The sequence below is a fragment of the Pseudomonas sp. CC120222-01a genome (genome assembly GCF_003097235.1).
Lineage (GTDB): Bacteria > Pseudomonadota > Gammaproteobacteria > Pseudomonadales > Pseudomonadaceae > Aquipseudomonas.
In genome coordinates, this window is the sequence record NZ_QEQQ01000005.1 from 76,432 (window position 1) to 103,383 (window position 26,952).

The window sequence follows — 26,952 nt, forward strand, 5'->3', positions numbered from 1 at the left end:
AACAACAATGCTCACGGAGACATTCGATGACCTTTTCACTGCGCCGCCTCGTCCTCGCCACCGGCTGCCTGCTGCTGGCCGGCAATGCCCTCGCCGCCGAACCGAAACGCCCTGAATGCATCGCCCCGGCCTCGCCCGGCGGTGGTTTCGACCTGACCTGCAAGCTGGTGCAAAGCGCCCTGGTGCAGGAGAAGATCCTCAGCAAGCCGATGCGCGTGACCTACATGCCCGGCGGTGTCGGTGCAGTGGCGTACAACGCCGTGGTCGCCCAGCGCCCGGCCGACGCCGGCACCCTGGTGGCCTGGTCCAGTGGCTCGCTGTTGAACCTGGCCCAGGGCAAGTTCGGTCGCTTCGACGAGAACGCGGTGAAGTGGCTGGCCGCGGTCGGCACCAGCTACGGTGCCATCGCGGTGAAGAGTGATTCGCCCTACAAGACCCTCGACGATCTGGTTGCCGCACTGAAGAAAGACCCGAGCAAGGTGGTGATCGGCTCCGGCGGCACCGTCGGCAGCCAGGACTGGATGCAGACCGCACTGATCGCCAAGGCCGCCGGTATCAACCCGCGCGACCTGCGCTACGTGGCCCTGGAAGGCGGCGGCGAAATCGCTACCGCGCTGCTGGGCGGGCACATCCAGGTTGGCTCCACCGACATCTCCGACTCCATGCCGCACATCCAGAGCGGCAACATGCGCATCCTCGCGGTGTTCTCGGAAAACCGCCTGGACGAGCCAGAAATGAAGGACATCCCCACCGCCAAGGAACAGGGCTACGACATCGTCTGGCCGGTGGTGCGCGGTTTCTACCTCGGGCCGAAGGTGAGCGACGAAGAGTACGCCTGGTGGAAGGAATCGTTCGACAAGATGCTGGCCTCGGAAGACTTCGCCAAGCTGCGTGACCAGCGCGAGCTGTTCCCGTTCGCCATGACCGGCGCTGAGCTGGACGGCTACGTGAAGAAGCAGGTGACTGAGTACAAGGCACTGGCCAAGGAATTCGGCCTGATCCAGTAAGCCTCTCAGGCCCCTTCACCGATCCCTGTGGGAGCGGGCGTGCCCGCGAACACCGGCAGCGCCGGTGTCATGCTCCGCGGTGCTTGCTTCGCGGGCAAGCCCGCTCCCACAGGGCCCGCGATTCAACGAGGATTTCCCAATGATCCTGCAACGCATCTTCGCCCTGGCCCTGCTGGCGGTGTGCGCCGCCCTGGCCGTGATGGCCTGGCCCTACCAGGCCGCGTTTTCCTACGAACCGGTCGGCCCGCGTGCCTACCCACTGCTGATGCTCGGCCTGATGAGCCTGGCCCTGCTGTACCTGGCGATCCGCCCCACGCCGATCGTGCGCAAGGACGATGAACCTGAACTGGACCGCGAAACCCTGATCAAGATCACCGCCTGCGTCGGCTTGCTGATCATCTTCGCCGCCACCTTCGAAGCCCTGGGCTTCATCCTCAGCGCCGTCCTGGTCGGCATCCCCATGGCCCGCCTGTACGGCGGCCGCTGGTTGCACAGCACCCTCGTGGTGGTGGGCATGAGCGTGTTCCTCTACTGGCTGTTCGACCGCGTCATGGACGTGCCCCTGCCCCTCGGCCTGCTGAGCGTACTGGAGAACTGACACATGGATACCTTGAGCTACCTGGGCCAGGGCTTCGGCGTCGCCCTGTCCCCTTACAACCTGGTCACCGCCCTGTCGGGCACGCTGATCGGCACCGTGGTCGGCCTGCTGCCGGGCCTGGGCCCGATCAACGGCGTGGCCCTGCTGATCCCGATCGCCTTCGCCCTCGGCCTGCCTCCGGAGTCGGCGCTGATCCTCCTGGCCGCGGTCTACCTGGGCTGCGAATACGGCGGCCGGATCAGCTCGATCCTGCTGAACATCCCGGGCGAAGCCTCGACCGTGATGACCACCCTCGACGGCTACCCGATGGCGCGCCAAGGCCTGGCCGGCGTGGCCCTGTCGCTGTCGGCCTGGAGTTCGTTCATTGGCGCGTTCATCGCCACCTGCGGCATGGTGCTGTTCGCCCCGCTGCTGGCGAAATGGGCAATTGCCTTCGGCCCGGCGGAATATTTCGTGCTGATGGTGTTCGCCATCGTCGCCCTCGGCGGCATGACCGGTGACAAGCCACTGAAGACCTTCATTGCCGCACTGATCGGCCTGTTCCTGTCGGCAGTCGGTATCGATGCCAACAGCGGCGTATATCGCTTCACTGGCGACAGCGTGCACCTGGCCGACGGTATCCAGTTCGTGGTGCTGGTACTGGGCCTGTTCTCCGTCAGCGAAATCCTGCTGTTGCTGGAAAAGACCCACCATGGCCACGAGGCAGTCAAGGCCACCGGGCGCATGCTATTCAACCTCAAGGAAGCAGCCTCGGTGTTCGTGGTCAACATCCGCTGCGGCCTGCTGGGCTTCATCATGGGTGTGCTGCCGGGCGCCGGCGCCACGCTGGCAAGTGCCGTGGCCTATATGACCGAAAAGCGCCTGGCCGGTGAAAAAGGCAAGTTCGGCAAAGGTGATGCCCGTGGCCTGGCGGCCCCGGAAACCGCCATCGGTGCTTCCTGCTGCGGCGCTCTGGTGCCGATGCTGACCCTCGGCGTACCCGGCTCGGGCACCACCGCGGTGATGATTGGCGCGCTGACCCTGTACAACATCACCCCGGGCCCACTGCTGTTCGAACAGCAGCCAGACATCGTCTGGGGCCTGATCGCCTCGCTGTTCATCGCCAACATCATGCTGGTGATCCTGAACATCCCGATGATCCGCATCTTCACCCGCATCCTGGCCGTGCCGAACTGGGCACTGGTGCCGGTGATCGCGATCATCACCGCGATCGGCGTGTACGCGGTGCATGCCACTACCTTCGACCTGTTCCTGATGGTCGGCATCGGCATCATGGGCTACATCCTGCGCAAGCTGGACTTCCCGCTGTCGCCGATCCTGCTCGGTTTCATCCTCGGTGGCCTGATGGAGCAGAACCTGCGCCGGGCGCTGTCGATTTCCAACGGTGAGCTGGGCATCCTCTGGTCGAGCCCGATCAGCCTGTCGGTGTGGGTGCTGACCCTCTGCATGCTGACCCTGCCGCTGCTGCGCAGCTGGCGCAAGCGCAGCCTGCAGCGCCGGGCCATGGCTGATGCCTGACCGGTCACTGCCGCTGTTTGTCGCAACCGGGCTGGTCGGCCTTGCGGGCGGTTTTGCCGCCAGCAAGGTCGGCTGGCCTTTGCCGTGGATGGTCGGCGCGTTGCTGGCGATCATCCTGGTGCGCTGCCTGACGCCCTGGCAGCTGTCGGAAATCCCCAATGGCCGCAAGTGCGGGCAATGCATCATCGGCATCGGTATCGGCCTGCACTTCACCCCGGCGGTGATCGAGCAGGTCGCCAGCCACTTCGCGCTGATCATCTTCGGCGCGCTGTTCACCACGCTTTCCAGCGTGATCAGCGTGTGGCTGCTGCGGCGCACTGGTGAAGACCGTGCGACGGCATTTTTCGCCAGCATGCCTGGTGGCTCGGGGGAGATGGTCAACCTTGGCGCACGCAATGGCGCGGTACTCAGCCAGGTGGCCGCGGCGCAGAGCCTGCGCGTGTTGGCCGTGGTGCTGTGCGTGCCGGCGCTGTTCAAGTTCCTGCTCGGTGACGGCGTACCGCTGAATCACGCCGGCAGTGTCAGCTGGGGCTGGCTGGCGCTGATCGTGCCGTTGGGCGTGGCGGTGGGCTTTGCCTGGCAGCGCCTGCGCCAGCCCAACCCGTGGCTGTTCGGGCCGTTGTTGGTCGCCGCGTCGGTGAGCCTGGCGGGCAACCTGCAGATCGCCTTGCCCAACGGTGCCAGCCAGATCGGCCAGTGGCTGATCGGCAGCGGCCTGGCCTGCCATTTCAACCGCGCGTTCTTCCGCCGCGCGCCGTCCTTCCTCGGGCGCACGCTGCTGGCCACGGGACTGTGCATGGCGATTGCCGGTAGCGCAGCTTGGGTGTTGAGCGTAATGACCGAGCTGGACTTGCGATCGCTGACCTTGGGGATGATGCCCGGTGGCATCGCCGAGATGAGCCTGACAGCCGAAACCCTGCAGCTATCGGTACCGCTGGTGACGGCGTTGCAGGTGGTGCGGTTGATACTGGTGCTGTTTCTGGCGGAGCCGTTATTCCGACTTTGGAACACCAACCCTCAGTAATTGCGTCGCCTTCTTCGCGGGCAAGCCCGCTCCCACAGGTACTGCACAGTCCTTGAGGTCTGCGCTATCCCTGTGGGAGCAGGCTTGCCCGCGAAGAAGGCAACGCGGTTTTCAGAGTGGCGGCAGTGCCCAGTTGATCGGCGCCATGCCACGCTGTTCGAGGAAGCTGTTGGTGCGGCTGAAGTGTCCGCAGCCGAGGAACCCGCGATAGGCCGACAGCGGCGACGGGTGCACCGACTTGAGCACCAGGTGCTTGGTGCCATCGATCAGTTTCTGCTTGCTCTGCGCATGCGCCCCCCACAGCAGGAACACCACGTTCGGGCACTGCTCGCTGACCACCTGGATGATCCGGTCGGTGAAGAACTCCCAGCCCTTCTTCGCATGCGAGGCTGCATTGGCGCGCTCGACGGTCATGGTCGTGTTGAGCAGCAGCACGCCCTGCTCGGCCCAGCTTTGCAGGTAGCCGTGGCCAGGGATCGGGATGTTCAGGTCGCGCTGCAGCTCTTTATAGATGTTGACCAGCGACGGTGGCGCCGGCACGCCCGGCTGTACCGAGAAGCACAGGCCGTGGGCCTGGCCCGGGCCGTGGTACGGGTCCTGGCCGAGGATCACCACCTTGACCTGCTCCAGCGGCGTGGAATTGAGCGCATTGAAGATCAGCGGCCCCGGCGGGTAGATCTCCTTGCCAGCCGCGTGCTCCTGGCGCAGGAACTCACGCAGCTGGTGCATGTAGGGCTGGTCGAACTCGGCGCGCAGTGCAGCCTTCCAGCTGGGTTCGAGTTTGATGCGATCGTCTTCAGTCATGGGGCCATCCGTAAACAATGGCGCGACACTAGGTAAGCCACTTGCCCTTGTCAATCGATCCGACCGACGACCGGCATGATCGGCGATGCGGGCCATACTTGGGGGATGACTTGCGCGAGGTAGTCCATGGCCATTCATTGCGAGGTACTCACCGGCGCCGATGGCGCCCGAATCGGCATCGCCACCCTCGATGCCCCCAAGGCGCTCAATGCCCTCAACCTGCCGATGATCGAAGTGCTGGGCGAACAGCTGCACGGCTGGGCCAGCGACCCTGGCGTCGTCTGCGTGCTGTTGCGCGGTAACGGTGCCAAGGCTTTTTGTGCCGGCGGTGATGTGCGGGCGCTGGCCCAGGCCTGCCTTGCCCACCCCGGCAGCATACCGCCGCTGGCCGCCACCTTCTTTGCCGCCGAATACCGCCTCGACTACCTCTTGCATACCTACCCGAAGCCCTTGCTGTGCTGGGGCCACGGGCATGTGCTGGGCGGCGGCATGGGGTTGCTGCAGGGCGCCGGTGTGCGCATCGTCACCCCAAGCAGCCGGCTGGCCATGCCGGAAATCAGCATCGGCCTGTACCCGGACGTAGGCGCCAGCTGGTTTCTCGCCCGCCTGCCCGGCAAGCTTGGCTTGTTCCTCGGGCTGACCGGGGCACCGATCAATGCCCGTGATGCCCTTGACCTGGGCCTGGCGGATCGTTTCTTTGGGGAAGAACAGCAAGAGGCATTGGTCGAAGAGCTGCTGCAACTGAACTGGCAGGAGCAGACCGGCCTGCAGCTGAACAGCCTGCTCAAGGCCGAACAGCATCGCGCCTGGGCCGAGCTGCCTGCGGCGCAATGGCTGCCACGGCGCCAGGTGATCGACGAACTGCTGGATGTGGCAGACCCGGCAGCGGCCTGGCGGGCACTGGAAGGCCTCAAGCATCATACTGATCCGCTGTTGGCCGAGGCCGGCCAACGCCTGCATGAAGGTTGCCCGCTAACCGCGCACCTGGTCTGGGAACAGATCCACCGCGCCCGGCACCTGTCGCTGGCCCAGGTGTTCCAGATGGAATACAGCATGAGCCTCAACTGCTGCCGGCATCCTGAATTCAGTGAAGGTGTGCGAGCGCGCCTGCTGGACAAGGACAACCAGCCGCGCTGGCACTGGCCGGATGTGGCGCAGGTGCCAGCGGCTGTGGTCGAGGCGCATTTCGCCAAGGTGTGGGAAGGGCGGCATCCGTTGGCCGACCTGGGATCATGACCCCCTCAGCGCTGCCAGTTGTGGTCGCCACCCCGCCCACGATCCGACTGGCCGTCGTTATCGCCGCGGTTATTGGAATGCCAGCGATCATGCTGGTAACGCTGGCTGCCATCGCGATAGTCATTGCGGTCGCGATCGCGGCCATAGTCATTGCGCTGGCGATTGCCATAATCGTAGCGCGGGTTGCCGTGCCACTGGTTCATCCCAGGCTGTGGGCCAGGCCGATAATACGGGGCAGGTGCCGGCCGGTAGTAACGGGGCGCCGGCTGGTAGTAATAGCGCGGCTGCGGGGTTACATAGTAGCGGTCATAGCGGTAATAACCCGGCGTCACGTAGCGATCGGTCGAGTAGTATTCAGTGCGTGAATAGCCGCCACCGTCGTAGTACGGCGCACAGGCGGACGTCATCAGACCCAACAGGGCGATCAACAGAATTCGATAGGACATGGCGGCCTCCTGGACCGCTGAGGTGCCCGAACAGCGGCGCTGGCGAGCGTCGACTAAAACGTGTTCATCGACAATGAATCAGACAACGGCGCCAAGGTGCAGTGCCATTTCAGCAACAAATTGATACACGTCGAAATAACCTTTAAAAACATGCAGTCATTTGCCTGCCATCTCACTAGAATGAGCGCCTCGGCACACATCACGGGAAGATCATGCCTTCACGCTCCGCCCTGTTTTCACAGCGCTCGCTGATCCTCGCCCTGCTGCTGTTGCTGACCTGCGGCTTCCTCGCCACATCGCTGATCAGCTATTTCGCCTCGCGCAGCGCGATTCGCGACGGCATCGTCAATACCGAGCTGCCGCTGACCTCCGATACCGTCTATTCGGAAATCCAGAAAGACCTGATCCGCCCGGTGCTGATCGCCTCGATGATGGCCCAGGACACCTTCCTGCGCGACTGGGTGCTGGCGGGTGAACAGGACACCCAGCGCATCACTCGCTTTCTCGGCGAGGTCATGGGCAAGCAGGACACCTTCACCTCGTTCCTCGTCTCCGACCGCACCCTCACTTACTACCAGGCCAAGGGCGTGCTCAAACACGTGGTGCCGAACACCTGGCGCGACGCCTGGTACTTCCGCCTGCGCGAGATGAAAACGCCGTATGAGATCAACGTCGACCTGGACATGGCCAACCAGGACAACCTGACGGTGTTCATCAACTACCCGGTGCTGGACTATCAGCAGCGCTTCATCGGCGCCACCGGCGTGGGCCTGAGCGTGGACGCGGTGATCAAGCTGATCGACAAGTATCAGCGCCGCTATCAGCGCTCGGTGTTCTTCACCGACGCCAAGGGCAAGGTCATTCTGACCGGCTCGGAGGGTGGCCCGCATGGGCTGAAGGTGGGGCAACCCTTGTCCGATAATGCCGACCTGAGCGATTTGCTGGCGCAGCGCCCGACGCCCACCGAGGGCAGCCACGAATACAAGGACAGCAGAGGTCACAGCCACTTCCTCAATGTGCGGCAACTGCCCGAACTGGGTTGGTACCTGCTGGTCGACAAACGCGAGACCGGCGCCCTGGACCCGATTCGCCACTCGCTGTACCTGAACCTGGTGATCTGCGCGATGATCACCCTGGTGGTGCTGTCGCTGCTCAATGGCATGCTCAGGCGACACCAGGCCAGCACCGAGGCGCTGGCGACCCTCGACAGCCTGACCGGGCTGCCCAACCGGCGCAGCTTCGACCTGCTGGCCGCCCAGGCCCTGCAGGAAGCCCAGCGCGATTGCGCACCGCTGGTCGCCTTGCTGATCGACCTCGATCACTTCAAGGTGCTCAACGATACCCATGGCCACCTGGCAGGCGACGAAGTGCTGCGTCAGTTCGCCAACGTGCTGCAGGGTAGCCTGCGCCAGTCGGATATACTCTGCCGCTGGGGCGGTGAGGAATTCATCGTGCTGCTGCGGGAAGCCGAAGGCCGGCAGGCCATCGACGTGGCGGAAAAGATCCGCCGTCGTACCGAGCAACTGACCTTCAGCTACGAAGATCAACCCTTGCGCCTGACCACCAGTATCGGCCTCAGCGCCTTGCAGCCGGGCGACGCCCTGCACGCCCTGCTGACCCGCGCCGACCGTGCGCTTTATCGTGCCAAGCAGGCCGGCCGCAACCGCGTCTGCAGTGAAACACCCGGAACGGAACATGAATGACAGCCAGCACTGCCCCGCCTGTGGCGCCCTCAACCAGTGCAGCCTGGCCGACCCGCGCAGTGCCACCCAGGCCTGCTGGTGCTATGGCGTGACCATCGACCCCGCCGTGCTCCAGGCCCTGCCTGCCGAACTGCGCGACAAGGCTTGCCTGTGCCCGCGCTGCGCCGCCGTGCAAGACCAGCTTGCGGGTGATCCAGCAGCGACCATCGGTGAAAACCGCTAAACTTCGCGCCTCCTTTTACTGCCTGCCACCATGCGCCTAGACCGCTTCCTCGCCAACCTGCCCTGCTACAACCGTCAGCAAGTCCGCTTGCTGCTGGTGCAGCGCCGTGTGCGCCTGGACGGCGAAATGGTCAGCGATCCCAAAGCAGAAGTCCGCGAATTCAGCCGTGTCGAAGTCGACGATCAACTGCTGCAGGCCGGCCGCCCCGCGCGCTACCTGATGCTGCACAAGCCCACTGGCTGCGTCAGCGCCACGCAAGACCCGCAGCACCGCACCGTGCTCGACCTGCTGCCCAGCGAATTGCGCGACGACCTGCACATCGCCGGGCGCCTGGACTTCAACACCACCGGCCTGATTATCCTGACCAACGATGGCCAGTGGTCGCGGCGCCTGACCCAGCCGGCCACCAAGCTGCCCAAGCATTACCTGGTGGAAACCGAAGACGAGATCGGCGCGCACTATGTCGCCAAGTTCAGCGAAGGGTTCTATTTCGCCTTCGAAGACCTGACCACCCTGCCCGCCCGACTCGACATCCTCGGCCCGCGTCAGGCACGGCTGGCAATCGTCGAAGGGCGCTATCACCAGGTCAAGCGCATGTTCGGCCATTTCGACAACAGGGTGGTCGGCCTGCATCGCGAAAGCATGGGGGCGATCCGCCTCGATCCAGGCCTGCAACCCGGCGAATTCAGGGCCCTGACGGCGGATGAAATCGCCTCGGTCTGAATGCCGTAATACAGGCATACGACCGCTGAGCGGCCCGAGTCACAAATTTGCGCAAACGGCACTTGCGGGATCCCCGACCCACTGCTTGACTCCTAACTCGTCAGTCCGCGAGTGACCAATCAGTCACGCCTGCAGTTCATGACACCTTTTGCCGGCCACCCAAAGCCCTGATGCCTTGGGGCACGGCAGATTGCCCGCCACAACAATATCGTCGACACGTGTGCCAAGGATCGACACAGGGCCCCCCGTTTTATTCAGGCGAATGCCTACCTGTCATAAAGAACGTGCACCCTAGGTGACGCGATTACCCTTTTTGCGCCAGGAGTCGATGACATGAGGCCAGAAATCGCTGTACTTGATATCCAAGGTCAGTATCGGGTTTACACGGAGTTCTATCGCGCGGATGCGGCCGAGAAGACGATCATACTGATCAATGGGTCGCTGGCCACCACGGCCTCGTTCGCCCAGACGGTGCGTAACCTGCACCCGCAATTCAACGTTGTGCTGTACGACCAGCCGTATGCCGGCAAGTCCAAGCCGCACAACCGCCAGGAGCGGCTGATCAGCAAGGAAGACGAGGCGCAAATCCTCCTTGAACTGATCGAGCGCTTCCAGTGCGACCACGTCATGTCCTTCTCCTGGGGCGGTGCCTGCACCCTGCTGGCGCTGGCGCACCAGCCGCGGCTGGTGAAGAAGGCGGTGGTCAGCTCGTTCTCGCCGGTGATCAACGAACCGATGCGCGACTACCTTGAGCGTGGTTGCAAGTACCTGGCCGCCTGTGATCGCTACCAGGTCGGCAACCTGGTCAATGACACCATCGGCAAGCACCTGCCATCACTGTTCAAGCGCTTCAACTATCGGCATGTCAGCAGCCTGGACAGCCACGAGTATGCGCAGATGCACTTCCATATCAATGAAGTGCTGCAGCGTGACCTGCAGCGGGCACTGAACGGCGCACGCAACATCGACATCCCGGTGCTGTTCATCAACGGCGACCGCGACGAATACACCACCGTCGAAGATGCCCGCGAGTTCGGCAAGCATGTGGGCAACAGCCAGTTCAGCGTGATCCGCGACGCGGGCCACTTCCTCGACATGGAAAACAAGGCAGCCTGTGAAGACACCCGCAACGTCATGCTCGGTTTCCTCAAGCCGACCGTGCGCGAGTCCCGTCAACGCGGTAACCCATATATCCAGGGGCAGCATGCATTGGCCATCTGAGCGCATCGGCGTCCCGTACCCCACACCCGCAGGCCATGGGGCGCCGACAAGCTTTTTTATAACTTGGGCTTCTAATTCGAGGAGGGTTCTGGTAAAAAGTCCAGCGCAGACGCGGGTATAGTTTAGTGGCAAAACGAAAGCTTCCCAAGCTTTAGTTGAGGGTTCGATTCCCTCTACCCGCTCCACACATTGCATTCCCCCGCATGGCGTTCCAGCAACGTCATCGCTGTCAAAAGGAGCCCACGGCTCCTTTTTTCGTTTCTGCCCTTTCATTGATATGGCCCATGGCCGCGTTCGACGCCTTCGTCTTCAATTCGCTTGCAAGCGAAACGGCTTGGGGCGCATATGCTTCATGGATCCGTGAAACATTTCGAAAGGACGACGCATGTTTCTCTCCCGCTGGCTCCCCGGCCTTGCCAACCTGTTGCACTACCGCCGCGAATGGTTCCATGCCGACCTGCAGGCCGGGTTGTCGGTGGCCGCGATCCAGATCCCCATCGCCATCGCCTACGCCCAGATCGTCGGCCTGCCGCCGCAGTACGGCCTGTACGCCTGCGTGCTGCCGATGATGATCTACGCCCTGATCGGCAGCTCGCGGCAATTGATGGTCGGCCCCGACGCCGCCACCTGCGCCATGATCGCTGGCGCCGTGGCGCCGCTGGCCATGGGCGCCCCACAGCGCATCGCCGAACTCGCGGTGATCGTCACCGTGCTGGTCGGGGTGATGCTGATTGTCGCCGGTGTGGCGCGCGCCGGGTTCATCGCCAGCTTCTTCTCGCGCCCGATCCTGATCGGTTACCTCAACGGTATCGGCTTGAGCCTGATTGCCGGGCAACTGTCAAAGGTCGTGGGGTTCAAGATCGAGGGGGACGGGTTCATCCTGAGCGTGGTGAATTTCTTCCAGCGCCTGAACGAAATCCACTGGATGACCCTGGCTATCGGCCTGGCCGGGCTGGCACTGCTGATCGTGCTGCCGCGCCGCTACCCTCGCCTACCGGCGGCCCTGGTGACCGTGGCAGTTTTCACCCTGCTGGTCGGCCTGCTCGGCCTGGACCGTTTCGGCGTCGCCATCCTCGGGCCGGTGCCGTCCGGCATCCCCAAGCTCGCCTGGCCCCACAGCAACCTGGATGAAACCAAGAGCCTGCTGCGCGATGCCTTGGGTATCGCCACCGTGAGCTTCTGCAGCGCCATGCTTACCGCGCGCAGCTTCGCCGCACGGCACGGCTATGCGATCAACGCCAACCATGAGTTCGTCGCCCTTGGCGTGAGCAACCTGGCCGCTGGCATTTCCCAGGGCTTTGCCATCAGCGGTGCCGACTCGCGCACGGCGGTCAATGACATGGTCGGTGGCAAGAGCCAGCTGGTCGGCATTATCGCGGCGCTGGTCATCGCCCTGATCCTGCTGTTCTTCACCGCACCAATGGCGTGGATCCCGCAGGCGGTGCTGGGGGCAGTGCTGCTGATGGCAGGCTGGGGCCTGATCGACATCAAGTCGCTGGGCAGGATCAGACGCCTGAGCCGCTTCGAGTTCTGGCTGTGCCTGCTGACCACGGTCGGCGTGCTCGGCCTGGGCGTATTGCCGGGCATCGTGTTTGCCGTGACCCTGGCGATCCTGCGCCTGCTCTACACCATCTACCAACCCACCGACGCCGTGCTCGGCTGGCTGCCGGGCACCGAAGGCCAGGTCGACATCCGCAAGCACAAGGACGCTCGCACCGTGCCGGGCCTTGTGGTGTACCGCTTCGACGACGCAATCCTGTTCTTCAACGCCGACTACTTCAAGATGCGCCTGCTCGAAGCCGTGCAAAGTCAGGCCCAGCCCCAGGCGGTACTGTTCGATGCGGAAGCGGTGAGCAGCATCGACGTCAGCGGCATTGCCGCCCTGCGCGAGGTGCGCGACACCCTGACAGCGCAAGGCATCCACTTCGCCATCGCCCGTGCCCGCGGCACCTTCCTGCGCATGCTGGTGCGCTCGGGGATGGCGCGGGAGATGGAAGAAAAGTTGCTGTTTGGCTCGGTTAGGGCCGGAATTCGGGCTTATCGGGTTTGGCGGAACAGGAATCGCAAGGCGCCAGTGGTTAATTAGAGAATCGGACTACACCGGAGTCGGAAGAGGACGACCTGCTAGCCAATGCACCATCCGCTAGCCTCGTTATCCCACGCAAAATAAGCGCTGGGATTTCTTTCTTCTCGTAGCGTCGGGCAACCAGCGACTACGCCAATGGCGCACATCCTGCTATGCTCTTCATTGAAACGCCCGTGTTCACCAAACGAGTGAAAGCGCTGCTTGAGGACGACACCTATCGACTCCTTCAAGTCAAACTGATGAGCACTCCCGATGCGGGTGACTTGATCGAAGGTACGGGTGGCCTACGCAAGCTTCGCGTTGCCGCCAGCGGTCACGGGAAGCGTGGTGGAGCCCGGGTCATCTATTACCACTTCAACTCAGACTCACAGATTGCCATGCTCTACATCTTTCCGAAAAATGAGCATTCCGACTTGTCCAGCGAGCAACGCAAGGCACTAAAGAACATCATCGAATACTGGAGGCGTACATGAGCAAGTTTTTTGAAGAGCTGATGGAAAGCGTTCAGCAGATGGATGAAATCGTTCAAGGTAAGCGTTTGCCCTCGCGAGTCATCGAGATAGATGCACTGCAGGTCAGAAGCATCCGCAAAACCACGGGTCTGTCTCAAGTGCGTTTCGCCGAGATGATCGATGTTCAGGTCGCCACACTAAGGAACTGGGAGCAAGGGCGCAGAGAACCTACCGGGCCAGCCAAGGCTTTGCTACGTGCCATACGCAACGACCCTGACCATGTCCTCAGGGCACTTGCCCATTGATTCAGTACCCCAAACGCTTCAACAGAACCGCCTCGCTTTCTGCCGGGCGCTGATAAGCGCGCAAAAGCTCCCCCGCCCGATTGGTGAAGATTCCGTCGACACCGGCCTTCATGGCCTTGTCAAAATCGATCCGGTCATCGAGTGTGTAGACGTGTACCAACAACCCGCGCTCGTGATTGGCCTGGTTCATCCATGGCTGGATCAGGTCGCTGTAGCTCTGCTCGCCCAGATGAGTGCGCGTGGCTGACGGGCCGGTACCGATTGCACCCTCCTGCCTTGCATGGTCGAGCCAGCGCAGGAACTCCGCCTTGTCCTTGGGCTGTTGGCGCGCATAGAAAGCGGCCTTGTCCTGCTCGCCTGACTGGGCGAAATCCTGCCCGGATGCTGATGCGATGCCACTGTTGCCCACCCACAACAAGAGGATCTTCGGCACCTGCGGCATCGCTTCGTGCAGCAACTTGAGGCTGTTGCGGTCGAACGTCTGCAACACGACCCGCCCCGGCCGATCGAGCCAGCCACGGGCTTCGAGGCGTGCCTTCAGGTCTTTCTCAATGCCGGGAAACTGGTTGGGCACCTTGGTTTCGATATACAGCCCGGGGTGGCGGTCGGGGTTGCCTTCGGCGATGTCGATGACTTCGTCCAGCGTCAGGATCGGCAACTTTTCAAACGACGGACGGGCACGCTTCGGGTAGGCCTGGTTGAACCAGCTGCCGGCATCCAGCGACTTCAGCTCAGCCAGGGTGAAAGCACTGACCGGGCTCTTCGCACGCTCGGGAAATCGCTCGGCGACATTGCTGGTGCGCGACAACTGATCATCGTGGACCACCACCAGCACGCCATCGCGGGTGCGTTGCAGGTCGAGTTCCAGGTAATCGGCGCCCAGCTCGCGGGCCAGCAGGTAGGCAGGCGTGGTGGATTCAGGGGCATCGTAGGAAGCGCCGCGATGAGCGATCACGGCCGGGTAAGGAATGCCTTGGGCAGCGGCCAAGGTCTTGCCATCAGTGGCTGAAGCCAGTGCAGCCGAGAACAGCGTGCTCAGGGCCAGGGTGCGGAGCAGCGGGTTGCGCATGGAGAAGTCCTCTTTCGTCCTGCGGGTCTTGTGCTGCCTGTTCTGGCCTCTTCGCGGGCAAGCTCGCTCCCACAGGTACACCACTGCCCTGAAGCAAACGGTAATCCTGTGGGAGCGGGCTTGCCCGCGAAGAGGCCAGAACAGGCAATACAAGGCGGTAATGTAAGCCCCAACCCTCGCACACCTTGCGTGACATGCTAAAGTCCCCGCCGTTTCCCGCACCACCGAACGGACCGCACATGCCAGCTCTCGACGCCCGCCTCGCCTCTTGGCCAGACCTCAACCAGCGCCACCCGTGCACAGCCCTGCTGCTGGGCAACGGCGCCAGTCGCGCGCTTTGGAAACCGTTCGGCTACTTCTCGCTATACGAGGAAGCCCAGCGCGCCGGGCGCAAGAAAGGCCTGGCGATCAGTGACCAAGCCCTGTTCAAGTCGCTGGGCACCGAGCTGTTCGAGCCGGTACTGAGCACCCTCAACCATACCGTGCGCGCCAACGCCGCCCTGGCCATCAATTCCACCGCGCCGCTGAACCGCTACTACTCGATCAAGGAAGGCCTGATCCACGCCATCCGCACCCTGCACCTGCCCTGGCCGCTGGTGCCAGCCGCTACCCTGGCGTCGATCAACCTGGCCTTGCGCGAATACCGCAGCGTCTATACCAGCAACTACGACCTCATCCTGCCCTGGGCCGTGCAGCACAATCCGCAGGGCTTCGCCACGCTGTTCGACGATCAAGGGTTCTTCGACATACGCCGCACCCGCAGCGAAGGCACCCGCGTACTGCACCTGCATGGCGGCCTGCACCTGCTCAAACTGCCCGACGGCAGCACCCGCCAGCGCAGCGCCGACAGCGCCGAATTGCTGGACGGCTTTGCCGTGAACATTCCAGGTGAAGTGCCGTTGTTCGTTAACGAAGACCGCAGCGACGAAAAACTGCGCGCCATCCGCAACTCCGACTACCTCGCCTGGGGGTTGGGTCAACTGGCGCAGGAAAGCCAGGGCGTATGCCTGTTCGGGCAGCATCTGGACGGCACTGACCGGCACCTGGTCGACGCCATTCGCCAGGCACGACCGGCGCATCTGTCGATTGCCATCCGGCCGTTGAGTGAGGCTTCGGTGATCAACCAGAAGCAGCATTTTGTCGAGCGGTTCGGGGATATGACCGGGACGGCGCTGCACTTCTTCGATGCCAGTACGCATCCGTTGGGGTTGGAGGGGTTGGCGATCGAAGTGCCGTCGGTAAAGCGCTGAATCTAAACAGCATGGTAGCCATTGCGATGTACTGAAATACCGCACATGGGAATAGATCAGTTTGATTCAGCTCTTAGCGCGCTATGCTTGAGTTCCACCTGGCCGTCGGGCTGTTCGAAAAAATAAGCAAGCTGAAAATTCCTACAAACTCTTCAGAGTCATCCGTAATCCATATCTGAAATAACATGACAAGTCCAAAAAAACATTGAAACCATCACGTTCCCGAGGTTCTATCCACTCACGAGACGGCGCACACCCTTCCCTTCGAGTTGATACCTCAGGAAAACATCATGAGCTGGCTATACCTATCGCTAATGGCTCCACTGCTATGGAGCCTGTCCAACATGATCGACAAGTTTGCGATCAACAACATCACATCCAACTACATCTCCTTTATCTTCCTGCTAAGCATTGGAAATGTATTTTTCGCCTTCGTTATTTATGCAGCACTGGAACCAACTGATATAGCCTTCGCTACCGCATGCCTCAACATACTTTCAGGCCTTGCCATATTCCTCCAGTATTTTGCCTATAGCTATTCGCTGGAAGACATGGATGTATCAGTCGTGATACCGATTCACCAATCGGAGCCACTCTTCGTTCTGGTTGCCACAGCACTGCTCTTTAACGCCATCCCGACATACTGGCAGGCGGGCGGCTTTTTCCTGATAACAGGAGGTATCCTTTTGCTATGTGCATCGGGCAAGACACTCGATGGGTTGGGTCAAAGAAAGCATATCCTAATGATTTTGGTTTCCGCCTTCTTTGGTGCAGCATCAACGGTTATCTCAGACGAGATACTGAAGGTAAAAAGCCTGGAGTCCGTACTGTTTTTGAATTTCCTTGGCTATGCGCTCGGCGGGCTGTTACTTCTGCTTATACCTTACTGCCGAAAGCTGATCACCCATGATCTGAGGCAGTTAAGCCTCAAGCAGTTTGGCATCTTTGGGCTCACCAACAGCTTTGATGTGGGGGGCTATATATTTTTCATGGCTGCACTTGCAGCAGGCGGTGGTGCTGCACTGGTGTCCGTCGTCGTCAGCATACATCCGTTATTTGTTCTGCTGTTTGGGTACATTGCCACACGTTACTTTCCAACTTTTTTGCGAGAGGACATTGCACCAACCAGCGTTTTACGCAAGATCACTTCGATCATGGTGATCGTGGCCGGCGTCGCCGTCATATCGATGCATGATGGCTGAAAAGGGAATTGGGGTAATCAGATCAGCTTATCCGCCCGCAACAACGTCTCCAGGCAATGCTCCTGCACCCCATAAAACGCCTTGAGCTGCTCGATCTTCTCCAGCAATGCAGCGTTATCCCCCGCCTGCCGGCGCTTCACCGCAAGAATCATCTTGTTCTTGTTGGTGTGCTCCAGGGAGATGAACTCGAACACCTTGGTTTCATAACCGCAGGCTTCCAGATACAGCGCTCGCAGGCTGTCGGTGAGCATCTCGGCCTGCTGCCCCAGGTGCAGCCCGTACTGCAGCATCGGTTGCAGCAGCCCCGGGCTGTGCAGTTGCGGGCGGATCTGTTTGTGGCAGCACGGCGAGCACATGATGATCGCGGCATTGCAGCGGATGCCGGTGTGGATCGCGTAGTCAGTGGCGATGTCACAGGCGTGCAGGGCAATCATCACCTCGATGGCCTCGGGCACCACACTGCGCACGTCGCCGCACTGGAACTCCAGGCCTGGGTGCTCGAGGCGCTGCGCAGCGGCATTGCACAGGTCGACCATGTCCTGGCGCAGCTCCACCCCGGTCACCTGCGCTTCTCGCGCCAGGGTGTTGCGCAGGTAATCATGCATGGCGAAGGTCAGGTAACCCTTGCCCGAGCCGAAGTCGGCTACCCGCAGGGTCTGTTCGGCCGGTACCGGGGCATTGGCCAGGGCGTGGTCGAAGACTTCGATGAACTTGTTGATCTGCTTCCACTTGCGCGACATCGACGGGATCAGCGCGCCCTGGGCATCGGTCACGCCCAGGTCGCGCAGGAATGGCCGCGACAGCTCCAGGTAGCGCTTCTTCTCGCGGTCATGGCCGGTGCTGGCTACTGCCTCACGTGGCGCCTGCGCGCCATGGCGCTGGAGCATCGGCTTGCCCTTCTTGCTGAAGGTCAGCTGCACTTCGCCGTCGGCATCGAACAGGTGGGCATTGCGGAAGCTCTCCGGCAGCAGTTCGGCGACCAGCGCCTGGGCCTGATCCAGCGGCAGGTTGCGGGTGATGTCGCGGGTCTGGTGGCGGTAGACCAGCGACAGCTGGGCCTGCCCCTTCACCAGCAGCGGCTTGGCGATGATGCGCTGCAGGGTCTGATCGGCACCGACATGGCGCGCCAGCACCAGCTTGACCAGGGTGTTGCCGTGCAGGGCGGCACTCAGCAGGTCGAGGAACTGGGCGCGCGCATCCGGCGCGGAAGAAGCGGAAGTACTGGCGGACATGGAAAGCGGGTGCCTCGGATAACAGGGGGCGCGTTGCGCAATGCCGCGCATTCTACACCCTACGCCTGCCAGTTCAGTCGAGAATCACCAGACGGTTGGGCAGTTCGTTGCGCGCATGGGTGCGTGGCACGTGTTCGCACAGCAACTCACCGCACGCCTCGATGCACTCGACAAAGCCCTGCAAGGTCCGCCCCTGGCGAACCTGCTCGGCGAAACGCGCAACCAACACGGCGCGGGCCTGGGCATCGAGATGGTGATCGATGCCTTGGTCGACGAGGATTTCCACATGTCGCTCGGCCTCGGCGACAAAGATCAGCACCCCTGTGGCACCTTCCGTGCCCTGCAGGTTCTGTTCGCGAAACTGCTGGCGCGCCAGGCTCGAAGCGCGCCAGCGGCGCAAGGCCGCGGGGATCAGCATGGTCGCCAGGCGCGGGCTGCGCAGCAGCAGGCACAGGCCAATGAACAGCAGCATGTTGGCAATCAGCAGCCCTCGTATGCCGGGCCAGCCCAGCAACCACTGCAGCAGGCCAGGCACGGCCAGCGCCAGCACGGCGGCCCAGAACAGTGGTAGATAGGCATAGTCATCGGCGCGGCGCGCCAGCACGGTCACCAGTTGCGCATCGGTGCGTCGCTCGACCCGGGCGATGGCCTCGGCCACCTGGCGGCGTTCGTATTCGTTGAGGGGGGTCATGCCTTCGCTCTCTTCAGCGTTCTTATAGTTGTTGTCCCGGCATTCGGGGCTTCGTCCGCGGCCGACATATTCAGGCATAATCCGCCGCTGGAAGCATTACCCGCGAATCGTACAACAATAGCCGCCTGAAAACTTCGGCCGAGCGCGTATCACCGTGGATACGGCAAAGGCCTCGACAATGGAATTGATGATGAAACTGTCTTTGCTGGGCCTGGCCATGGGCCTTGCCAGCCAGGCGGCCCTTGCCGCCCCTACCGCCCCGCCCCTGCAGGACAAGCAGGCGTTCATCGACCATCTGATCAGCCAGATGACCGAAGCCGAGAAGATCGGCCAGCTGCGCCTGATCAGCATCGGCCCGGAAATGCCTCGCGAGAAGATCCGCGAAGAAATCGCCGCCGGTCGCATTGGTGGCACGTTCAACTCGCGCACCGCCCCCGAGAACCGGCCGATGCAGGACGCCGCCATGCGCAGCCGCCTGAAGATCCCGATGTTCTTCGCCTACGACACCATCCACGGCGAGCGCACCATCTTCCCGATCGGCCTGGGCCTGGCCGCCAGCTGGGACATGGACGCCATCGCCAAGGTCGGCCGCACCTCGGCCATCGAAGCCTCGGCCGACGCCCTGGACATGACCTTCGCGCCGATGGTCGACATCGCCCGCGACCCACGCTGGGGCCGCACCAGCGAAGGCTTCGGCGAAGACACCTACCTGACCTCGAAGATCGGCCAAGTGATGGTCCGCTCGTTCCAGGGCAGCAGCCCGGCCAACCCCGACAGCATCATGGCCATCGTCAAGCACTTCGCACTGTATGGCGCGGTGGAAGGCGGGCGCGACTACAACACGGTCGATATGAGCCTGCCGAAGATGTACAACGACTACCTGCCGCCCTACCGCGCCGCGCTCGACGCCGGTGCCGGCGGGGTGATGGTGGCGCTCAACTCGATCAACGGCGTGCCGGCCACCTCCAACACCTGGCTGATGAACGACCTGTTGCGCAAAGAGTGGGGCTTCAAGGGCGTGACCATCAGCGACCACGGCGCCATTCAGGAGCTGATCCGCCACGGTGTCGCCCGTGACGGTCGCGAAGCCGCCAAGCTGGCGATCAAGGCCGGCATCGACATGAGCATGAACGACACCCTGTACGGCGAAGAGCTGCCAGGGCTGCTGAAGTCCGGCGAAGTGACCCAGCACGAGCTGAACCAGGCCGTGCGCGAGGTGCTCGGTGCCAAGTACGAAATGGGCCTGTTCAAGGACCCTTACGTGCGCATCGGCAAGGCCGAAACCGACCTGAAAGACTACTACGCCGACGACCGCCTGCACCGCGACGCCGCCCGTGACGTGGCACGCCGCAGCCTGGTGCTGCTGGAAAACCGCAACCAGACCCTGCCGTTGAAAAAGGCCGGCACCATCGCCCTGGTCGGCCCGCTGGCCGATGCCCCGATCGACATGATGGGCAGCTGGGCCGCCGACGGTAAGCCGATGCACTCGGTCACCGTGCGCGAAGGCCTGCGCCGTGCGATCGAGGGCAAGGCCAAGCTGGTGTACGCCAAAGGCTCCAACGTCACCGGCGACAAGGCGATCCTCGACTACCTGAACTTCCTCAACTTCGATGCCCCTGAAATCGTCGATGACCCGCGCCCTGCAGCCGTGTTGATCGATGAAGCGGTCAAGGCCGCCAAGCAGTCCGATGTGGTGGTGGCCGTGGTCGGTGAGTCCCGTGGCATGTCCCACGAGTCGTCAAGCCGCACCACCCTGGAAATCCCGGCCAGCCAGCGCGAGCTGATCAAGGCCCTGAAGGCCACCGGCAAACCGTTGGTCCTGGTGCTGATGAACGGCCGCCCGCTGTCGATCAGCTGGGAGCGTGAGCAGGCCGATGCCATCCTCGAAACCTGGTTCTCCGGCACCGAAGGCGGCAACGCCATCGCCGATGTGCTGTTCGGCGACTACAACCCTTCGGGCAAGCTGGCGATCACCTTCCCGCGTTCGGTCGGGCAGATCCCGATGTACTACAACCACACCCGTATCGGCCGGCCGTTCACCCCAGGCAAGCCGGGCAACTACACCTCGCAGTACTTCGAAGAGCCCAACGGCCCGCTGTACCCGTTCGGCTATGGCCTGAGCTACAGCAGCTTCGAGCTGTCGGGCCTGACCCTGTCGAACAAGGACCTCAAGCGTGGCGACACCCTGGAAGCCAAGGTGACGGTGAAGAACACCGGCAAGCTTGACGGCGAGACGGTGGTACAGCTGTACCTGCAGGATGTTTCGGCGTCGATGAGCCGCCCGGTCAAGGAACTGAAGAACTTCCAGAAACTGATGCTCAAGGCCGGTGAGTCGCGGACCTTGACCTTCCGCATCAACGAGGAAGACCTGAAGTTCTACAATGGCCAGCTGCAACGGGTGGCCGAGCCTGGCGAGTTCAACGTCCAGGTCGGGCTGGATTCCGAGGCAGTGCAACAAAAGAGTTTCGAACTGCTGTAACTGAAAGGTTGCCTGTACCGGCCCTTTCGCGGGCTCGCCCGCTCCCACTGGTACTGCACAAGTCCATCGGGCTGTGAGTATCCTGTGGGAGCGGGCAAGCCCGCGAAAGGGCCAGGCCTGATATCCCTGAATCCGGATCCGCCCCATGCCCTTTTCCTTTCGCGCCCTGCGTCTGGGGCTGATCACCCTGCTGATCGTACTCGGCACCGCGCTCAGTGCCGGCTGGGCCATGCACCAGGCCAAGCGCCAAGCCATGGAGGACGACGCCCGCCGCGCCAGCCAGCAGCTGGTGCTGTACGCCAACGCCCTGCACACCCTGATCGATCGCTACCGCGCCCTGCCCGCCGTGCTGGCGCTGGACCCGGAACTGATCGAGGCCCTGCGCGGCCCGGTCAGCGAACAAACGCAGCACGCACTGAACCTCAAGCTCGAACGCATCAACGGCGCCGCCAACTCCTCGACCCTGGAGCTGCTCGACCGCACCGGGCTGGCCGTAGCCGCCAGCAACTGGCGCCTGCCGACCACCTATGTGGGCTCCAACTATGGTTTTCGCCCCTACTTCAAGCAGACCCGCAGCCAGGGCAGTGGCCGCTTCTACGCAGTGGGTGTAACCAGTGGCGTGCCGGGCTATTTCCTGGCCAGCGCGGTCAGCGACGAGCACGGGCGCTTCCTCGGCGCCATGGTGGTCAAGCTTGAGTTCCCCGAGCTTGAACGCGAGTGGCGCCAAGGCAACGACATCCTGCTGGTCAGTGATGCCCGCGGGATTACCTTCATCGCCAACCAGGACGGTTGGCGCTACCGCGAGCTGAAACCGCTCAGCGGCGCCGATCGCGCCGAGCTTGGCGAGACCCGCCAATACGACAAACAGCCGCTGGTGCCGCTACAGCACCAGATACTGACCCGCTTCGCCAGCAACAGTCACCTGAGCCGCGTGCAGGGCCCCGATGGCGCCGTCGAATACCTCTGGGAAAGCCTGCCGCTGGAGGGCGAGGACTGGACCTTGCACCTGCTGCGCAAGCCCCAGGTCGAAGCCGCCGGCCGCAACGCTGCTCTGGGCGCCGCCGCCGTGTGGCTGAGCCTGGTGTTCGCCGCACTGTTCGTCAGCCAGCGCCTGCGCCTGGCCCGCCTGCGCCAGCGCAGCCGCGAAGAGCTCAAGCGCCAGGTCGAGGAACGCACCCGCGAGCTGCGCACCGCCCAGGAAGGCCTGGTGCAGTCGGCCAAGCTGGCTGCCCTGGGGCAGATGTCGGCGGCCATGGCCCACGAGATCAACCAGCCGCTGACCACCCAGCGCATGCAACTGGAAACCCTGCGCCTGCTGCTCGACCACGGCCGTTACGACGATGCGCGCAAGGCCCTCGAGCCGTTGGAGCAGATGCTCACGCGCATGGCCGCGCTGACCAGCCACCTGAAGACCTTCGCCCGCAACAGCCCGGTCGGCCTGCGCGAGCGCCTCGACCTGGCCACCGTGGTCGACCAGGCCCTGCACCTGCTGGACACCCGCATTCGCAGTGAGGAAGTCGAGGTGGCCCTTTACCTGGCACGCCCGGCCTGGGTCCGGGGCGATGCGATCCGCCTCGAACAGGTATTGATCAACCTGCTGCGCAACGCCCTGGACGCCATGCTCGACAAACGCTACAAGCGCCTGGAGGTTCGCATCGAACCGGACGCTGAACAATGGCGCCTGAGCGTGCTGGACTCCGGCGGCGGCATTGCCGAAGCGGACCTGGCCAAGGTCTTCGACCCGTTCTTCACCACCAAGCCGGTGGGCGAAGGCCTGGGCCTGGGCCTGGCCATTTCCTATGGCATCATCGTCGAAGCCGGCGGCCAGCTGCACGCCGAGAACCTGCCGGGCGGCGCCCGCTTGAGCCTGACCCTGCCCCGTGACCTGGAGCCTGTATGTTGAATTCGGTGATCGTCGTCGATGATGAAGCCAGCATCCGCACTGCGGTCGAGCAATGGCTGAGCCTGTCGGGCTTCAGCGTGCAACTGTTCGCGCGCGCCGAAGACTGCCTGGCCCAGCTGCCCGCGCACTTTGCCGGGGTGATCATCAGCGACGTAAGCATGCCAGGCATGGGTGGCCTGCAACTGCTCGAACGCCTGCAGGCGGATGACCCGGACCTGCCGGTGATCCTGCTGACCGGCCATGGCGATGTGCCGATGGCGGTCGAGGCCATGCGCAACGGCGCCTACGACTTCCTCGAAAAGCCCTTCACCCCGCAGCACTTGCTGGGCAGCCTGCGCCGCGCCCTGGAGAAACGCCAGCTGGTCCTGGAGAACCGCCGTCTGCATGAACAGGCTGACCTCAAGTCGCGCCTGGAAACGACCCTGCTCGGCATGTCGCAAGGATTGCAGCAGCTACGCAGGCAAGTGCTGGACCTGGCCAACCTGCCAGTGAACGTGCTGATCCGCGGCGAAACCGGCAGCGGCAAGGAGCGCGTGGCGCGATGCCTGCACGACTTTGGCCCGCGTGCCGACAAGCCGTTCGTCGCACTCAACTGTGCGGCCATCCCTGAAGCACTGTTCGAAGCCGAACTGTTCGGTCACGAAAGCGGTGCCTTCACCGGCGCCCAGGGCAAACGCATCGGCAAGTTGGAATACGCCAACGGCGGTACGCTGTTCCTCGACGAGATCGAGAGCATGCCGCTGGCCCAGCAGGCCAAGCTGTTGCGGGTGATCCAGGAGCAGAAGCTGGAGCGACTGGGGGCCAACCAGAGTATCAGTGTCGACCTGCGCATCATTGCCGCCACCAAACCCGACTTGCTCGAAGAGGCTCGCGCCGGGCGTTTTCGCGAGGATTTGGCCTATCGCCTGAACGTGGCGGAACTGCGCCTGGCGCCGTTGCGTGAACGGCGTGAGGACATCCCGCTGCTGTTCGAGCATTTCGCCCGTGCGGCCGCGACCAAGCTGGGGCGCACGGCGCCAGCATTGAGCGGCGTGCAACTGGCGCAGCTGCTGTCCCATGACTGGCCGGGCAATGTGCGTGAGCTCGCCAATGCCGCAGAGCGGCATGCCCTGGGGTTGGGCTCGCCGAACATCGAAGTGGCGCCTGCCGGGCAGTCGTTGGGTGAGCAGATGGAAGCGTTCGAGGCGCAGTGCCTGCGCGCGGCCTTGCGCCAGCATGCTGGGGAGATCAAGGCGGTGATGGAAGCCTTGCAGCTGCCTCGGCGCACCCTGAACGAAAAGATGCAGCGCCACGGTTTGGTCCGCGAGGCATTCGTCGAGCGTGAATAGGCGGAAATCCGCTTATCGACGGATCTTGATAGGCGAAAATCCGCTTATTCCAGTGAGATTTCGGGGCTGCTGTGCCGCCCTTCGCGGGCACGCCCGCTCCCACAGAGAACTGCGCCGCGCCAGGTAACACGCGGTTCCCGTGACGCTGCAACGCCCCCATTTGGATCGTTACGCACCCATTTGGCACACCTTCTGCAATTGCCCTGGCAAGCTGCGCTTCGGCGCGCTCCACAAAAACAACGAGAAGGTATCCCTGATGGATAACGCCACCTCCCTGCCAGCCGGGGCGGCCGTCACGCCCGCCGCTGAAAAAACCACCGCCAGCCGCCTCAAGTCGATCTTCAGTGGTTCCATCGGCAACATGGTCGAATGGTACGACTGGTACGTCTACGCCGCATTCTCGCTGTACTTCGCCAAGGCCTTCTTCCCTGCCGGCGACTCAACCGCCCAATTGCTCAACACCGCCGCGATCTTCGCCGTGGGCTTCCTGATGCGCCCGATCGGTGGCTGGCTGATGGGTCTGTACGCCGACCGCAAGGGCCGCAAGGCCGCGCTGATGGCTTCGGTGCTGCTGATGTGCGCCGGCTCCCTGGTGATCGCCCTGACCCCAGGCTATGAAACCATCGGCGTCGCCGCGCCGGTCCTGCTGGTCATCGCACGCCTGATGCAGGGCCTGTCGGTGGGCGGCGAATACGGCACCTCGGCCACCTACCTCAGCGAAATGGCCAGCAAGGACCGCCGTGGCTTCTTCTCCAGCTTCCAGTACGTGACGCTGATTTCCGGCCAGCTCATCGCCCTGGCAGTACTGATCATCCTGCAGCAGACCCTGACCACCGAGCAGCTGTACGCCTGGGGCTGGCGTGTACCCTTCGTGATCGGCGCACTGTGCGCGGTGGTTGCCCTGTACCTGCGCCGCGGCATGGAAGAAACCGCCTCTTTCACCAAGAAGGAAAAGGCCAAGGAAAGCCTGATGCGCACCCTCATGCGCCACCCCAAGGAGTTGATGACCGTGGTCGGCCTGACCATGGGCGGCACCCTGGCCTTCTACACCTACACCACCTACATGCAGAAGTACCTGGTCAACACGGTGGGCATGAGCATCAGCGATTCGACCACCATCTCGGCGGCCACGCTGTTCCTGTTCATGTGCCTGCAGCCGGTGATCGGTGGCCTGTCCGACAAGATCGGCCGTCGCCCGATCCTGATCGCCTTCGGCGTGCTCGGCACCCTGTTCACCGTACCGATCCTCAGCACCCTGCACACCATCCAGACCTGGTGGGGCGCGTTCTTCCTGATCATGGCGGCGCTGATCATCGTCAGCGGCTACACCTCGATCAACGCGGTGGTGAAGGCCGAGCTGTTCCCTACCGAAATCCGCGCCCTGGGCGTCGGCCTGCCGTACGCATTGACCGTGTCGATCTTCGGCGGCACCGCCGAGTACGTGGCCCTGTGGTTCAAGAGCGTCGGCATGGAAAGCGGCTTTTACTGGTACGTCACGGCGTGTATCGCCTGCTCACTGCTGGTGTATGCGACCATGAAGGACACCAAGCAGCATTCGCGGATTACCACTGACTGAAGGTGATACCGCCTGAAAGAAGGGCGCCCTATCAAGGGCGCCCTTTTTGCTTCAGGACATCTCCAGCACCTGACGCGGTTCACGTTTCTGGTACCAGCTCGCCATCAGCACCAGCACCAGCAGCACGCCCCCCAGCACAGCGGAAGAGCCGATGGTACCGAAGTCCAGCCCGCCCTTCTCGTGCGGCTTGGTCAGGACGTCGCCAAGGGTCGCGCCGAACGGACGGGTCAGCACGAAGGCCACCCAGAACAGCACCACACCCGGGATGCGCGTCCAGTAGCGGGCCAGTACCACCAGGGCGATGGCGCTGCCGACCAGCAGTGCTCCACCGGCAAAGCCCAGACCCGAGTCGTCCGCCAGGTAGTCACCCAACGCGGTACCCAAGGTGTTGGAGAACAGGATGGCGATCCAGTAATAGATTTCACCGGTACGGTTCTTGATGCGGGTGACGTCAAGCGGGTTGCCGCTCAGGCGCCAGACCAGGAAGGTCAGCAGCAGGATGCCGATCAGGATTGCCGAACCTGCGGCATAGCCCAGGCCCAGGGTGCGGTCCATGAAGTCGGACATGGTGGTGCCGGCCGTGCTGGTGGACAGGATCACCAGCCAATACAGCATCGGGTGATAGCGGCGCGAAAACAGCTGACCAAGCAAGGTCACCAGGAACACGCTGATCAGCACCATCGAGCTGACGGCATAGCCAACGTTGAGGGTCATCGACAGCAGATCACCGGCCGTTTCGCCAAGGGTGGTGGCGCAGATCTTCATGACCCAGAAGGCCAGGGTGATTTGCGGAAGTTTGTTCATTGTTTGCCGCTCCGGAATTGAGTGCGGCGATGGTGCTGAGCAAGGCCTGAAAAATCGGTTGGCGATATATGA

The 26,952-nt window shown here is 62.8% G+C and carries 24 protein-coding genes and 1 tRNA gene; 19 read left to right on the forward strand and 6 right to left on the reverse strand.

Features of this window, described 5'->3' with window-relative positions:
* The first annotated feature begins 26 nt into the window (after window positions 1-26).
* From N430_RS08760 to N430_RS08780, 4 genes are all read left to right on the forward strand, one after another.
* A complete protein-coding gene (locus N430_RS08760) occupies window positions 27-1,007 on the forward strand; it encodes a tripartite tricarboxylate transporter substrate binding protein (RefSeq protein ID WP_110636096.1) in 981 nt (326 codons plus the stop codon).
* Between the two features lie 139 nt (window positions 1,008-1,146).
* Window positions 1,147-1,605, forward strand: coding sequence for a tripartite tricarboxylate transporter TctB family protein (locus tag N430_RS08770; protein WP_110636092.1), 459 nt, complete (start codon window positions 1,147-1,149; stop codon window positions 1,603-1,605).
* Window positions 1,606-1,608: 3 nt separating this feature from the next.
* Window positions 1,609-3,123, forward strand: coding sequence for a tripartite tricarboxylate transporter permease (locus N430_RS08775; RefSeq protein ID WP_110636088.1), 1,515 nt, complete (start codon window positions 1,609-1,611; stop codon window positions 3,121-3,123).
* The gene (locus N430_RS08780) at window positions 3,116-4,147 is read left to right on the forward strand and encodes an AbrB family transcriptional regulator (protein ID WP_110636084.1); all 1,032 of its coding nucleotides are present in this window, start codon (window positions 3,116-3,118) and stop codon (window positions 4,145-4,147) included. The genes N430_RS08775 and N430_RS08780 overlap by 8 nt, the downstream gene beginning before the upstream one ends.
* A gap of 111 nt (window positions 4,148-4,258) precedes the next feature.
* Here the strand turns inward: N430_RS08780 and ung are convergent, their stop codons facing one another.
* A complete protein-coding gene (gene ung, locus N430_RS08790) occupies window positions 4,259-4,951 on the reverse strand; it encodes a uracil-DNA glycosylase (RefSeq protein ID WP_110636081.1) in 693 nt (230 codons plus the stop codon).
* Between the two features lie 126 nt (window positions 4,952-5,077).
* Between ung and N430_RS08795 the strand changes: the two genes are divergently transcribed.
* Window positions 5,078-6,187, forward strand: a complete 1,110-nt coding sequence (locus tag N430_RS08795; protein WP_110636078.1) for an enoyl-CoA hydratase/isomerase family protein — start codon at window positions 5,078-5,080, stop codon at window positions 6,185-6,187.
* A 5-nt stretch (window positions 6,188-6,192) separates the two neighbouring features.
* Here N430_RS08795 and N430_RS08800 read toward each other — a convergent pair whose 3' ends face one another.
* Window positions 6,193-6,633 (reverse strand): hypothetical protein, encoded by a 441-nt coding sequence (locus tag N430_RS08800; protein ID WP_110636073.1) that lies wholly within the window; start codon window positions 6,631-6,633, stop codon window positions 6,193-6,195.
* Window positions 6,634-6,845: 212 nt separating this feature from the next.
* Between N430_RS08800 and N430_RS08805 the strand changes: the two genes are divergently transcribed.
* The 8 genes from N430_RS08805 (at window position 6,846) to nadS (ending at window position 13,346) form a co-directional block, all read left to right on the forward strand.
* On the forward strand, window positions 6,846-8,336 hold the full coding sequence (locus tag N430_RS08805) for a sensor domain-containing diguanylate cyclase (protein WP_110636070.1): 1,491 nt from the start codon (window positions 6,846-6,848) through the stop codon (window positions 8,334-8,336).
* The gene (locus N430_RS08810) at window positions 8,329-8,559 is read left to right on the forward strand and encodes a cysteine-rich CWC family protein (protein ID WP_110636068.1); all 231 of its coding nucleotides are present in this window, start codon (window positions 8,329-8,331) and stop codon (window positions 8,557-8,559) included. The genes N430_RS08805 and N430_RS08810 overlap by 8 nt, the downstream gene beginning before the upstream one ends.
* Window positions 8,560-8,589: 30 nt before the next feature.
* Window positions 8,590-9,282, forward strand: a complete 693-nt coding sequence (locus tag N430_RS08815; protein ID WP_110636066.1) for a pseudouridine synthase — start codon at window positions 8,590-8,592, stop codon at window positions 9,280-9,282.
* A gap of 333 nt (window positions 9,283-9,615) precedes the next feature.
* Complete coding sequence (locus N430_RS08820) at window positions 9,616-10,503, forward strand: alpha/beta fold hydrolase (protein ID WP_110636064.1); 888 nt, start codon at window positions 9,616-9,618, stop codon at window positions 10,501-10,503.
* A 111-nt stretch (window positions 10,504-10,614) separates the two neighbouring features.
* Window positions 10,615-10,688: transfer RNA gene (locus N430_RS08825), tRNA-Gly, on the forward strand.
* Between the two features lie 200 nt (window positions 10,689-10,888).
* Entirely contained in the window at window positions 10,889-12,589 is a 1,701-nt protein-coding gene (locus N430_RS08830) for a SulP family inorganic anion transporter (RefSeq protein ID WP_110636061.1), read from the forward strand.
* Between the two features lie 152 nt (window positions 12,590-12,741).
* Window positions 12,742-13,062, forward strand: a complete 321-nt coding sequence (locus tag N430_RS08835; protein ID WP_110636059.1) for a type II toxin-antitoxin system RelE/ParE family toxin — start codon at window positions 12,742-12,744, stop codon at window positions 13,060-13,062.
* Window positions 13,059-13,346, forward strand: coding sequence for a NadS family protein (gene nadS / locus N430_RS08840; protein WP_110636057.1), 288 nt, complete (start codon window positions 13,059-13,061; stop codon window positions 13,344-13,346). Before N430_RS08835 ends, nadS begins: the two co-directional genes overlap by 4 nt.
* 1 nt (window position 13,347) lies before the next feature.
* Here the strand turns inward: nadS and N430_RS08845 are convergent, their stop codons facing one another.
* On the reverse strand, window positions 13,348-14,415 hold the full coding sequence (locus N430_RS08845; protein WP_110636054.1) for a glycerophosphodiester phosphodiesterase: 1,068 nt from the start codon (window positions 14,413-14,415) through the stop codon (window positions 13,348-13,350).
* Window positions 14,416-14,654: 239 nt separating this feature from the next.
* Between N430_RS08845 and N430_RS08850 the strand changes: the two genes are divergently transcribed.
* Both N430_RS08850 and N430_RS08855 read left to right on the forward strand, forming a co-directional pair.
* Window positions 14,655-15,665, forward strand: a complete 1,011-nt coding sequence (locus tag N430_RS08850) for a DUF4917 family protein (RefSeq protein ID WP_110636051.1) — start codon at window positions 14,655-14,657, stop codon at window positions 15,663-15,665.
* 290 nt (window positions 15,666-15,955) lie between these two features.
* A complete protein-coding gene (locus N430_RS08855; protein ID WP_110636048.1) occupies window positions 15,956-16,867 on the forward strand; it encodes an EamA family transporter in 912 nt (303 codons plus the stop codon).
* A gap of 17 nt (window positions 16,868-16,884) precedes the next feature.
* On the opposite strand, the gene N430_RS08860 is transcribed toward N430_RS08855, so the two are convergent.
* The gene (locus tag N430_RS08860) at window positions 16,885-18,099 is read right to left on the reverse strand and encodes an SAM-dependent methyltransferase (RefSeq protein ID WP_110636045.1); all 1,215 of its coding nucleotides are present in this window, start codon (window positions 18,097-18,099) and stop codon (window positions 16,885-16,887) included.
* A 73-nt stretch (window positions 18,100-18,172) separates the two neighbouring features.
* Window positions 18,173-18,790 carry a TPM domain-containing protein gene (locus tag N430_RS08865; protein WP_110636042.1) on the reverse strand — a complete coding sequence of 206 codons (618 nt, stop codon included), beginning with the start codon at window positions 18,788-18,790 and terminating at the stop codon, window positions 18,173-18,175.
* A 187-nt stretch (window positions 18,791-18,977) separates the two neighbouring features.
* Here N430_RS08865 and bglX point away from each other — a divergent pair, with 187 nt between their 5' ends.
* From bglX to N430_RS08885, 4 genes are all read left to right on the forward strand, one after another.
* The gene (gene bglX / locus N430_RS08870) at window positions 18,978-21,269 is read left to right on the forward strand and encodes a beta-glucosidase BglX (protein WP_110636272.1); all 2,292 of its coding nucleotides are present in this window, start codon (window positions 18,978-18,980) and stop codon (window positions 21,267-21,269) included.
* Between the two features lie 145 nt (window positions 21,270-21,414).
* Window positions 21,415-23,172 carry an ATP-binding protein gene (locus N430_RS08875; RefSeq protein WP_110636039.1) on the forward strand — a complete coding sequence of 586 codons (1,758 nt, stop codon included), beginning with the start codon at window positions 21,415-21,417 and terminating at the stop codon, window positions 23,170-23,172.
* Window positions 23,166-24,500 (forward strand): sigma-54 dependent transcriptional regulator, encoded by a 1,335-nt coding sequence (locus N430_RS08880; RefSeq protein WP_110636036.1) that lies wholly within the window; start codon window positions 23,166-23,168, stop codon window positions 24,498-24,500. The genes N430_RS08875 and N430_RS08880 overlap by 7 nt, the downstream gene beginning before the upstream one ends.
* A gap of 256 nt (window positions 24,501-24,756) precedes the next feature.
* The gene (locus tag N430_RS08885) at window positions 24,757-26,076 is read left to right on the forward strand and encodes an MFS transporter (RefSeq protein ID WP_110636269.1); all 1,320 of its coding nucleotides are present in this window, start codon (window positions 24,757-24,759) and stop codon (window positions 26,074-26,076) included.
* 51 nt (window positions 26,077-26,127) lie between these two features.
* Here the strand turns inward: N430_RS08885 and N430_RS08890 are convergent, their stop codons facing one another.
* A complete protein-coding gene (locus tag N430_RS08890) occupies window positions 26,128-26,880 on the reverse strand; it encodes a hypothetical protein (protein WP_110636033.1) in 753 nt (250 codons plus the stop codon).
* Window positions 26,881-26,952: the final 72 nt, after the last annotated feature.